Genomic DNA, 10,988 nt, shown 5'->3' with positions numbered 1-10,988 from the left:
CCAGACGTGTTTGCTCACTTCCGTCAGATCACAGGTGATGGCTTCAAATCTCTGGCAGAAGGCCAGCGGGTTGAGTTCACCATCACTCAGGGCCAGAAAGGTCCTCAGGCTGAAGATATTCGACCACTGTAATGGTCGGGGCTGCAATATTGTAGTCTCTAACCTCACGTAAGGTGAGGTGAAGAAGGGCAATGCTTTCGGGCATTGCCCTTTTTTGTGGTTTTCAGAAAATCAAAAGGGAGGAGATATTATGGCCACAACCAATATCTGGCAGCAATTCAGGACTCTGATACCGGAAGGTGTAAGAATAGTCGCCACCATTACCGCCAACAATGGCATGTCAGGTAGAGTTCCACGGGTTAAACTGCCTGGCTCAGTCCTCCCTCATAATGTCTGGTTCGTCTCTGAGACCGTTTACTTTCCAGCTCCAATGCTGGGTTGTATGCTCGGTTTCTTGGTATACGAACTGTGCGCGGTTACCCCTGTGATTATTCTTTCGGAGATAAATGAATATGCATTTTATCTTCAGCAATGACGATGTCCCCCTCAAAATATACATCCATACCCCCAACAAACATTTTTTTTGCTATCCAGTTTGATGGGCCAGGAATAAGATGGGTTAAGACTAATTTATTAACATTGGCTTTTTGAGCCATTCTAGCTATATCAATTGTGCTTGAATGATATGAAATAATTGATTCTATTTGTGTTGCTCTATCTGGTAAATTTATTTTTCTGGCAATTCTTGCGGCATTTTTGTTCATTGATACATTCAATGCTTCATGAATGAGTATGTCTGCATTCTGAGAGGACTTTTTTACATTAGCTGATATCCGCGTATCACCAGAGATTACGATCTTACGCCCCTTATACTCGACCATGTAGCCCAGTGCAGGTTCTACTGGGGCATGATCTACTAAAAAAGCACTGACTATCACACCATTTTTGTTATATACGACGGTTTTCGCTTCATAACCTTCTCCTGGCTCGACCGGTATGGGCTGAGCAAAAGCAAATTCTTGCTCCAGGTTGTCTTCTTGTAAACTGGTGCGGTAAAAAACATCCAGCTCATATGACTTTCCGATACCTTCTACGATATCTGTTACACCTGTTGGACCATACACTTCGAGCACATGAGCGCGTCCAAATATCCAGGAAGAGTTTATCAGGTATCCCAGTCCACCGAAGTGGTCAGAGTGCCAATGGGTGATAAATACCGCATCCAGTTCTTTTGTGGGTAGTCCCATTGTATCCAGTCTTCTACTGGATCCGTCTCCAGCATCAAAAACCAGATATTCTGATCCGGCAACTACTGCAAGACATGAAGGGTTACGAGCTTCATCCGGGTAAGGTGTCCCTGTTCCACAGAAAAAAATATTGAGCCCGGGAGGATAAAGAGAAATAGAGGTTTCTTTTGACAACACATCTTCTATTGCCTTATCAGTAAAATAGGCTACTGCCCTATCAGTAAAATAAGCACAGTAACCTGATTCAGGAATACCAGACACAAGGAGTGATAGAAGAAAAAGGATTTTATATTTTTTGTTGAGGTGGATCATCGTTATTCCTTTATTCACTGGATCCCGAATGGCCAGCATGCCTGGGACGTTCCTCAGGATAGGGATAAGCTATAAACGCCACCGCCAATCCTGCAGCAGAGGACAACCCTGACATCTAAAACATACAGCTAGAGGACTATGTTGTTCTTGAAAGGTTGAAAGTAACAGGATACCAATTGTCTGTGGGCTCCAGTCCTGAAAAATAACAGTGTAGACCTCAAGCGGAGTTAAGCCACCCAATACCTTTCGAGGCATACTATCTAGCTGAAACTCTATGACTTCAATTTCTTTTTCTGTGACCTGCCCAAGCGCCATTTTTATGGGCCACTGTCGATGGATAATACCATTGGTATTTTTATTAGTCCCTCTCTGGTAGCTGGCGTAGGGTTTTGCAAAGTAGATGTCCGAATTAATGGCCTTTGATACAAGAGCTGGCATGGCAAACTGGCCACCGTTAGCAAGAGTGACAGTCTTTGCTCCGGGTGCCTGTTTCAACAGTTCGATCATTTTTTTGGCTACTGGTTCAGAGTGCTTGGTATCGTTGGCCCTGAGTCAGCTGTTTGTAGTGTTTGGTTTGAGTGTTCATTCCAGGCTTCCATTTCAAGTGTAAGATCTTCGGAATATACCGGCAGCGTCTCACATATAAAATTTCAGTCTGTTGCACTAATTGTATTACTCCAGCTTCACTGCATCGATCTTCTAAGCACTGTCCTCTCAAAAAGTGGTAGTAAAAACGAACTTGAAAAAAGAGTTCTTCGATGTTGGATTTTTGTTTTTTAAAAACTAATCGAACGTTCGTTTAATATGAAGTCTAAAGTCGAGTAATTCAAAAAAAGAATAAAAATTTCCTTTATGTTTAAAGGAAAAGTTCTATTTGAGTATTATAATTGCTGCCAAAGGTGTTTGGGGCTTTCATCTTTTCTTCCTAATTAAAATAATCAAGCCTGCTAAATGGATTAGATAATCTTAAAATTCCAGCTTGATTGGATAATTCTAGGCGTTTAAAGCTATATGACTGGGCTATATATATAATAAAGCCTGTATTGCTTTTGCCGATGTTTTACCTGATAGCTGACTATCAGGATAATGATATGCATATAGACCTGGGTAATGGTTACTGCCTCAGAAGGTTCCTTTATGGGGATGCAATTTCTTTGGCCAAGCATGGTAATAATTTTAAAATTGCGCAAAATCTTCGGGATACCTTTCCGAATCCTTATACGATCGAACATGCCAGAGCCTGGGTGCAACATGTAAAAGAGCATGAGACTAAAACTCGATTTGCCATTGATTTTGGTGGTGAGGCTATCGGTGAAATCGGTTTTGTTGTTCAGTTAGATGTTCACCGCTTTGGTGCAGAGATTGGCTTTTGGGTCTCAGAGGATCACTGGGGCAAAGGGATTATGACGGGAGCCCTGTCTTATGTCTGCCAGTATGCATTTGATGAAATGGGGCTTGTCCGTATTTTTGCTGATGTACAGGCTCGAAATGATGGCTCCCGCCGGGTGCTGGAAAAGTGTGGCTTTGAGCTTGAGGGCGTGATGAGAAATCATGTCTATAAGGAAGAGCAGTTTATTGACCAGCTGGTGTTTGCATTAATTCGCGAGCAGTAACCCTCAGATTTCTCCCCCATTTTTTAGTAACATGAACTTCTCCCTTATGGGGGAAGTGTTGTTGCTATTAAGAAAAGAGAGGGCGTAATGAGAGTTGGTTTGATTGGTCTGGGAGGCATTGCACAGAAAGCATATTTGCCAATTATTACAGGGCTTCCTTCTGTAGAGCCTGTTTTCTGCACTCGAAATAGTAAGGTACTTGGTGAGCCTGCAAAAAAAATACCGGGTAAATGGTTGTTGTAGCGATTATAAGCAGCTGATAAATATGGGGGTTGATGCGGTCATGATTCATAGTGCCAGATCAACCCATGTAGAAATTGCCAGCTTCTTTCTTAAAAATGCCATTCCGGTATTTGTCGATAAACCCCTGGCGACTGATTTTGGCGACTGTGAGGTATTGTATGACCTTGCTGAGCGCTTCGGTCAGCCACTGTTTATTGGCTTCAACCGGCGATACCTGCCTATCTTGGAAGAGCCTCTGGCACAGGGATCAAAAGAATCTCCATTACTCTGTTTTCGTTGGGAAAAAAATCGACATAATCTGCCGGGTCTTCCCCGGACATTTGTTTTTGATGACTTTATTCATCCACTGGATGGTGTGAATAAATTTACGGGCGTGAAACCAGAAGACCTTCTGGTATCAGCACAGCTATTGCCTTCAGGCCTTTGCCGGATTGATGCGCAATGGCAGTCAGGACGTACATTAGTACAGGCTTCCATGAACCGTTTGAACGGCAATACCAATGAAAGGGTATCACTGTGTTATGAAAATCAATCGTACCTGTTTGATGGTTTTCAAACAGGAATGCTTCAAAAGAACAACCATGAACAGCTGATTCGTCTGCCGGACTGGACACCAGTGTTGGAGAGCAAGGGGTTCACCGGTATGATTAATCACTGGCTGGAAGTGGTTTCAGAAGGAAGGCTGGCTGAGGATATTATTGCCAGAAACCTGAGTACTCACCTGCTGGCTGAAACGATCTGCCAGCAGGTTGAGAGACAGGCTGATTAGCCGCTTAATTCAAAAGAGCCAGACACTATCTCTTACAGCGAAATCCGTCCCAGGGGTTGAACGGTGATTTCTTCAGTCAATTCCTGGTGTGAAAGTACTGCCAGATCATAGACTTCCAGTTCCAGAAGCTTACGGACATAACGGCGTATATCCATGGAGGTGATCAGAACAGGCTTATGCTCAAGGTGACCGATTTTACCCACTGAGTGCTTAACGTTTTCAACAAACTGGGCAGAAGTGGATGGGTCAAGTGCCAGATAACTACCGGCTGAAGTCTGACGAATGCCCGAGCGGATAGTATCTTCAACATCCTGATCGAGGAGATAAACCGGCAGCATGTTTTTACCATTGGAGTATTTATAGCTGATGTATCGCTTCAATGATGAACGGACATACTCGGTTAACTGTACGACCTCTTTCTCTTTATGTCCCCAGACCACCAGTGATTGCAGGATTGCCCGAAGGTTTCTGATTGAAATGTCTTCGGATACCAGACGCTGGAATATTTCAGTGATTTTGTTAACGGGCAAAAGGCGCTGGACTTCCTTAATGAGCTCGGCAAAGGTGCCTTCCATCTTTTCCAGAAGATAGCGGGTTTCCTGGATACCAACAAAATCTTCAGCATACTTTTTCAAAACATGAGCCAGATGGTAGGTCATGATTTTGGGCGAGTCCATAAAGTTGACATTATTCCGTTCAAGCTTGTCCCTCTGGCTCTCATTGGCCCAGAGAGAGTCGAGGCTGGGTAAAAAGCTATCGCCGATCTCATAGGGTATTTTCAACATATCCAGATGCTCATTGGTCTCTCTGACGAACAGAAAGCCGGGTTTAAAGTGTCCGGATGCTACGGGAACTTCCTGAAGTAGAATGGTGTAGGTGTTCTCGTCCATTGAGTCGTTAAAGCGCAAATGAATGCCAGGGAAGGGGACACCAAGATCCATATAGAGCGCTTTACGAACCTTGAGTAGCTCTTCATTCAGCGATGATGTGTTCAGGTTTTTCTGTATAGAAGTGGGGACATCAATGATTAATGGCAGGGTTTGAGTAAACTCTTCTTGTTGGTCAAGTCTGGATTTTGCCTCACCGGGGGTTTCACCCGCCGCCGCCATCGCAGGGATACCACCGTCTTCTTCCTGAGCACGGGATTTCTCGGCTTTTCTTATCAGGAAATAGCCGCCACCACCAATGGCTGCAGCGAGCATCATGAAGGTCAGTGTCGGCATGCCGGGAATAAGTGCAAAGCCGAGCAATAGTACACCACCAACCATAAGCGCCTTTGGTTTGTTGGTGAGCTGATCGGCTATTTCATTACCCAGATCCTTGGAGTCTTCATTGGAGACGCGGGTGACAATGATACCGGCAGTGATGGATATCAACAGTGCCGGTATCTGGGAAATCAGTCCATCACCAATGGTCAAAATAGCGTAGAGTTGCAGTGCCTCGCTACCTGACATGCCTTCGCTGGTACCAATGGCAACTCCGGCGGTGATGTTGACAAAGATGATGATCAAACCGGCAATGGCATCACCTTTAACGAACTTCATGGCGCCATCCATGGAACCAAATAGCTGACTTTCCTGGGTTACCAGCTCTCTTCGTCTCTGGGCTTCTTCCATCTCGATGGCGCCGGCGCGGAGGTCAGCGTCGATACTCATTTGCTTGCCGGGCATGCCATCCAAAGAGAATCGGGCGGCGACTTCCGCAACCCGTTCAGAACCTTTGGTGATGACCAGGAATTGAACAATCGTGATGATCAGGAAGATAACCACACCAACACCCAGACTTCCGCCGACCACAAAGTTTCCGAAGGTGTAGACAATTTCACCCGCATCCGCCTGAAGAAGAATCAGACGGGTGGTGGTGATGGATAGTGACAGTCGGAAGAGGGTGGTTATCAGCAGAACCCCCGGGAAGGATGAAAACTCCAGGGGGGACTTCAGATAGATGGATGTCATCAACAGAATGGTGGATATTCCCATATTCAGAGCAATAAGGAAATCCACCAGAGGGGTGGGCATGGGGAGGATGATAAGCCCGATAACGGATACCAGCAGAGCAGCCAGTACCAGATCGTTTCTTCCTCCCAGGTTCAGCCCGGTTAAAATTTTTGCCATGAGAGTGCCGCCGCCGATACGGGGGCGGGCTATGGTCTAGAAGATCAGCGGCTGATCGCCGCTTTTTTCTTCTTGATCAGGGCTCGCCCCTTGATCCATTTGATGGCCCGTACATCACTGCCGGGTCTCGCATATTTTAGGAAATTATCGGCGGCACGGATTGATTCTTCAGGGTGTTCAGCTTGCAGGTAGGCGTAGCTCAACATTCTGTAAATATCGGGGTTTTCCTTATTGATGGATTTCAGCGCCTCCAGTAAGGCGATGGACTTTCTGGGTTGTAAATATTCCAGATAATAAGAGGCTTGAGATAGAAGCCATGTTTCTAATGATTTTTCCATTTGGAAATTCCTCTAGCTGGCAATCAGTACATTGCGACACATCATTAAAAACTCACTATCTGCCTTGGCCTTCTCAATAACAGCAAGCGCTTCTTTCAGGACTTTGGCATTGGCACTGTTTTCGGGCTGTTGTTTCAAAAAGGAGGAAAGAGAGCTAATGGCCTCGTGAGTAAAACGATAATGTTCTTCAGGGCTGGAATAAATGTTGTGGCCAGAAATGCTAGTGGCAAACTTGAGTTCACGATTCTGGAAATTACGGCTCATATCCAGAGCCTTCCAGGTATGGTCAACGACTTTATCCCCGGAAGGTTTGAAATTTGATTTGGACTTAGGGAAGTCAGAATCCACCGAATCGCTGTTGATTCTTGAAATACCTGAAATACCATTACCAAATGAAACTGATCCTGCCATAACTAAGCCCGCCTGATAAATTAATCCTGTAGTGCTGTCGGCTGGAAAATTCAGCGATTAAAGGGTTTTTCTCCGGTTAATTATTTTTTTGACGAAATGCTGGTGAATTCAGTTTGTTTTCCGATAAACTGGTATCGAACAAATTTTAATTGACACTTTTAAATTACAAGGCATCTATTCATTAAGGGCTGTTGAATAAGCTGGAGCAGACATGAGCATGGAGGCACGCGTCTGATGGGCTTTATAAGAAATACCCTGATATACCTGTCCCTTTTGCTGGCGCTGGCTTTTCAAGCGCTGGCGAACTGGTCTTCCGAAGAAGTACAAACTCGAAAGCATTTAGTGCGTCCGCAGGAAACGCTGGAGGTGATTGCGGGCAGCTACGGGTTTGAGGTGAATGAGTTGGCCCGTTACAACAAGCTTGATATAACGCAGGAGTTACGGGTAGGGCAGGTCATTTATTTCCCATCTGATGTTGTACGTGATCAGCCCGGGCTTCCCTCTGCTGATCAGGTTAATCCTCTGGATGCCCGAAGATTTCCTAATGCGGTGGGTACCACAGTTGAGAAAGAGCGTTCCAGGTTAATGCCGCCTTTGGATGGGGAACAGTTTTCTGGTAAGGAGTCAGACCTTTCCCGATATGATAGCCGGGTTCATTACGCTGCCTCTTCTGATTATGATTATAACTTTGTTCAAAAACACGCTAAGCAAAACTTACCCTCCGGGCAGGATCAAGGTTCGTCAAATATTTACAGGATGCAGTCGCAGACACCATCTAATAGGGTTCTGTCTGCAGAAGATGCCATCAGAGACGCCATAGACGACTTTGAAGATACCATTGGTGATGATGAATCTCCTGCACTGGCCGCTTTTGGTGTTCGACCCTATGCCTATTTTGGGAATGGGGACAGATTAAACGAAGTGCTGCAGAATTTTGCAGCGAGCTACTATATGCCGATCATCATTGCTGACGGGGTTGAAGGACAGATCAATGGTAAGATTGGCCCATTGACGCCAGTGGATTTTCTTGATCATTTATCGAATATCTATGGTTTTATCTGGTATTTCGATGGTCATACCCTATTCGTTTATGACGGCAGTGCTTCAAGCCAGCAAATTATCAGCTTGAGCTATTTGCCGGTCAACCAATTCAAGAAAACATTGAAAAAGATTGGCATCTGGGATGGGCGCTTTTTCTGGAAAGAACAGCCTAAGGAAGGGCTGGTATTTATCTCCGGGCCTCCCCGTTATATTGATCTGGTTTCTCAGACCGCCATGTTGCTGGATGCTAAAGAAGGGGACCGTCAGAAGAGTAAGCTCACGGTTCGGACTTTCCCGCTAAAATATGCTTGGGCAACGGATAAATCGTTTAGTTTTCGTGGACAGCAACTGACGGTGCCTGGTGTTGCAACGATTCTTACCAGAATTATTAAAGGTGGTGGTGTTGCTCAGGTAACGAAGCAGACGGCCTCTAATCCTTCGGTGACTCCAGTTGAAAGTGTGACCAGGGCAGGGGAGATGAAACCGGAAAATGATCAGCTATCAGCAGCCGCAGAGCAACTGAACACGGGCGCTATGGCAGATAAAATTTATATTAATGCGGATCCAAGGCTAAATGCCATTATTGTGCATGACCTTGAAACCAAAATGCCTATGTATGAAGATCTGATCGCTTCACTGGATAAACCAACCTCTCAAATTGAGATCAGTGTTTCAATTATTGATATTAATACTCAAGATATTAAGGCGTTGGGGGTTAAATGGGATAGCTCTGGAAGTACCAGAGATACCACTTTTGATTTTGATCCCAGTATATCAGCAAGCTACACAACTATTGTCTCAAGTACCCTTGGGTCCTTTAATGCAAGGCTGCAATTGCTGGCAGATGAAGGAAAGGTAAAAATCGTTTCAAGGCCATCGATTCTGACGCTCGATAATATTGAAGCGATTCTGGAAAATAGCAGTACATTCTACGTCTCTGTGGCCAGTAATGAGGATTCTGAATTGTTCCCGGTAACTTCAGGAACTGTTGTTCAGGTTACCCCGAGAATTGTGCGTGAAGATCAGGGCCGACGCATCCATATGAGTGTTAATATTCAGGATGGTACGGGTAGCCAGGGTTCAGATAAAGTAGGGCAGAAACTACCTGAGGTAACCAGCAGCTCGATCAATACCCAGGCAATTATCAGCGAGCAGGAAAGTTTGTTGATTGGCGGTTTTTATAAAGAGCAGGAAGAAACGAAGTCTTCCAAGGTGCCTTTTTTGGGTGATATTCCAGTCCTTGGTCATTTGTTCAAGGCAGAGTCAACGTCAAAGATTAAGCAGGTACGTTTATTCCTGATTACTCCTCGAATCATTGGTACAACAGAAACCTGATATTGCCATAAGAAGTGCCACAAGGAGATCGGTTTGGCTGTGAAAGTAGCGGATTATGATCTTCTGGTGATTGGTGGTGGGATTAATGGCGTAGGTGTTGCCTACGATGCTGCGGGGCGAGGCCTTAGCGTATGTTTATGTGAGATGGGGGATCTGGCAGGTGCTACTTCCTCATCCAGCAGTAAGCTGATCCATGGAGGGCTTCGTTATCTTGAGCAGTGTGAGTTTCGTCTGGTCAGGGAAGCGCTTGCCGAGCGAGAAATTCTGTTAAAAATAGCGCCCCATATTACCCGCCCATTGCGCTTTTATCTTCCCCATCAATCTGAACTAAGGCCAGCCTGGATGGTTCAGCTGGGCTTGTTTCTTTATGACCATCTAAGTAAGCGCAACACCCTGACGGGTAGTCGACGAGTAAAGCTTGATGGTGGCAGTCCCTTAAAAAGCACCTTCAATACCGTCTTTGAATACTCTGATGTCTGGGTCGATGACGCACGACTTGTGTTGCTGAATGCACTGGGATTACGTGACCATGGTGGATCAGTCTTTACCAGAACCAAAGTCGTATCAGGCTTTCGTCGTAATGATCTCTGGCATATCTGCCTTGAAGACCAGCTAACCGGCACAACAAAAGAAGTAACCTCCAAAGCACTGGTTAATGCTGCGGGTCCATGGGTTTCTGGTGTTCTGGCCGGTCTATCAAAAGAGCCAGAAAAGTCTGATAAAAGAGTACGTCTGGTTAAAGGAAGTCATATTGTTGTTCCCGGACTTTACCAGGGGAGTCAGGCATACATCCTTCAAAATCATGATAAAAGAGTCGTTTTTGTTTCTCCGTTTCTTGGCGATTATTCTCTGATTGGCACAACGGAAGTTGAGTATAACGGTGATCCGGGGGCAGCCACTTGTTCGGAGCAGGAGCGTGAATATCTGTGTCGAGTGGTGAATGATCACTTCAAAACCACTATTTCAGTAGAAGACATAATCTGGGACTTTTCGGGCGTTCGTCCATTGTTTGAGGATAAATCCAGTGATGCGCGCACTGCCACCCGTGATTATGCTTTTGAATTAGAGGATGAGGATGGAAAAGCGCCTTTACTTTCAGTTTTTGGGGGCAAACTGACCACCTACAGGAAACTGGGTGAGCATGCCATGAACAGGCTGGCGAGTTACTTTCCAATGGCCACAGGAGCCTGGACTCAAAGCAGTTTACTGCCGGGTGCTGTTCAGGTTGTTTCTTGTCTTCAGGTGATACAGCAACGTTATCCATGGTTACCTGACTCGGTGGCTATTCGTTATGCTCATAGTTACGGCTCTCTTGCTGACAAGTTCCTTAATGGGATGGGTTGCATAAGTGATCTGGGTATAGATTTTGGTTCAGGGTTGTACCAGTGTGAAGTTGACTACCTTATCCGCAATGAGTGGGTAATAGAGGCTGAAGATTTACTATGGAGAAGAAGTAAGCTCGGTCTGTTTCTCAGCACCGAAGAATCCAGTGTATTGGCCGATTATATTAAGAGCAGTATCCGCCAGGTTTCGGAAAACGGTACTCTGAATCGTATTGTTTAGAG

General features: G+C 45.3%; 11 protein-coding genes. 6 read left to right on the top strand and 5 right to left on the bottom strand.

Annotated features, from left to right (window positions below):
• Positions 1-132: cold shock domain-containing protein (locus RM811_RS04530; RefSeq protein ID WP_402521193.1), on the top strand; the 132-nt coding region annotated here is incomplete at its 5' end.
• Positions 133-250: 118 nt separating this feature from the next.
• Positions 251-535 (top strand): hypothetical protein, encoded by a 285-nt coding sequence (locus tag RM811_RS04525; protein ID WP_402521188.1) that lies wholly within the window; start codon positions 251-253, stop codon positions 533-535.
• On the opposite strand, the gene RM811_RS04520 is transcribed toward RM811_RS04525, so the two are convergent.
• Positions 489-1,598, bottom strand: coding sequence for an MBL fold metallo-hydrolase (locus tag RM811_RS04520; protein ID WP_402521186.1), 1,110 nt, complete (start codon positions 1,596-1,598; stop codon positions 489-491). The genes RM811_RS04525 and RM811_RS04520 overlap by 47 nt on opposite strands.
• 30 nt (positions 1,599-1,628) lie before the next feature.
• Complete coding sequence (locus RM811_RS04515) at positions 1,629-2,066, bottom strand: transposase (RefSeq protein WP_402521184.1); 438 nt, start codon at positions 2,064-2,066, stop codon at positions 1,629-1,631.
• 584 nt (positions 2,067-2,650) lie between these two features.
• Between RM811_RS04515 and RM811_RS04510 the strand changes: the two genes are divergently transcribed.
• On the top strand, positions 2,651-3,172 hold the full coding sequence (locus RM811_RS04510; protein WP_402521182.1) for a GNAT family N-acetyltransferase: 522 nt from the start codon (positions 2,651-2,653) through the stop codon (positions 3,170-3,172).
• 202 nt (positions 3,173-3,374) lie between these two features.
• Positions 3,375-4,184, top strand: a complete 810-nt coding sequence (locus RM811_RS04505) for a Gfo/Idh/MocA family protein (RefSeq protein ID WP_402521180.1) — start codon at positions 3,375-3,377, stop codon at positions 4,182-4,184.
• 32 nt (positions 4,185-4,216) lie between these two features.
• On the opposite strand, the gene sctV is transcribed toward RM811_RS04505, so the two are convergent.
• Genes sctV through RM811_RS04490 form a run of 3 tightly spaced genes read right to left on the bottom strand, consistent with a single transcriptional unit; the run spans position 4,217 to position 7,047 of the window.
• Positions 4,217-6,298 carry a type III secretion system export apparatus subunit SctV gene (gene sctV, locus RM811_RS04500; RefSeq protein ID WP_402521178.1) on the bottom strand — a complete coding sequence of 694 codons (2,082 nt, stop codon included), beginning with the start codon at positions 6,296-6,298 and terminating at the stop codon, positions 4,217-4,219.
• Between the two features lie 44 nt (positions 6,299-6,342).
• Positions 6,343-6,636 (bottom strand): hypothetical protein, encoded by a 294-nt coding sequence (locus tag RM811_RS04495; protein ID WP_402521176.1) that lies wholly within the window; start codon positions 6,634-6,636, stop codon positions 6,343-6,345.
• A gap of 12 nt (positions 6,637-6,648) precedes the next feature.
• Positions 6,649-7,047 carry a hypothetical protein gene (locus RM811_RS04490; RefSeq protein ID WP_402521173.1) on the bottom strand — a complete coding sequence of 133 codons (399 nt, stop codon included), beginning with the start codon at positions 7,045-7,047 and terminating at the stop codon, positions 6,649-6,651.
• Between the two features lie 234 nt (positions 7,048-7,281).
• Between RM811_RS04490 and sctC the strand changes: the two genes are divergently transcribed.
• Positions 7,282-9,423, top strand: coding sequence for a type III secretion system outer membrane ring subunit SctC (gene sctC, locus RM811_RS04485; protein ID WP_402521170.1), 2,142 nt, complete (start codon positions 7,282-7,284; stop codon positions 9,421-9,423).
• A 39-nt stretch (positions 9,424-9,462) separates the two neighbouring features.
• On the top strand, positions 9,463-10,986 hold the full coding sequence (glpD, locus tag RM811_RS04480; protein WP_402521191.1) for a glycerol-3-phosphate dehydrogenase: 1,524 nt from the start codon (positions 9,463-9,465) through the stop codon (positions 10,984-10,986).
• Positions 10,987-10,988: the final 2 nt, after the last annotated feature.

The organism is Endozoicomonas sp. (assembly GCF_031844845.1).
GTDB lineage: Bacteria > Pseudomonadota > Gammaproteobacteria > Pseudomonadales > Endozoicomonadaceae > Endozoicomonas.
This window is presented reverse-complemented; position numbering and strand designations above follow the sequence as displayed.

Coding starts and splice junctions, on each gene's coding strand:
- RM811_RS04525 (WP_402521188.1), top strand. CDS start 251: ATGGCCACAACCAATATCTGGCAGCAATTCAGGACTCTGATACCGGAA.
- RM811_RS04520 (WP_402521186.1), bottom strand. CDS start 1,598: ATGCTGGCCATTCGGGATCCAGTGAATAAAGGAATAACGATGATCCAC.
- RM811_RS04515 (WP_402521184.1), bottom strand. CDS start 2,066: ATGATCGAACTGTTGAAACAGGCACCCGGAGCAAAGACTGTCACTCTT.
- RM811_RS04510 (WP_402521182.1), top strand. CDS start 2,651: ATGCATATAGACCTGGGTAATGGTTACTGCCTCAGAAGGTTCCTTTAT.
- sctV (WP_402521178.1), bottom strand. CDS start 6,298: ATGGCAAAAATTTTAACCGGGCTGAACCTGGGAGGAAGAAACGATCTG.
- RM811_RS04495 (WP_402521176.1), bottom strand. CDS start 6,636: ATGGAAAAATCATTAGAAACATGGCTTCTATCTCAAGCCTCTTATTAT.
- RM811_RS04490 (WP_402521173.1), bottom strand. CDS start 7,047: ATGGCAGGATCAGTTTCATTTGGTAATGGTATTTCAGGTATTTCAAGA.
- sctC (WP_402521170.1), top strand. CDS start 7,282: ATGGGCTTTATAAGAAATACCCTGATATACCTGTCCCTTTTGCTGGCG.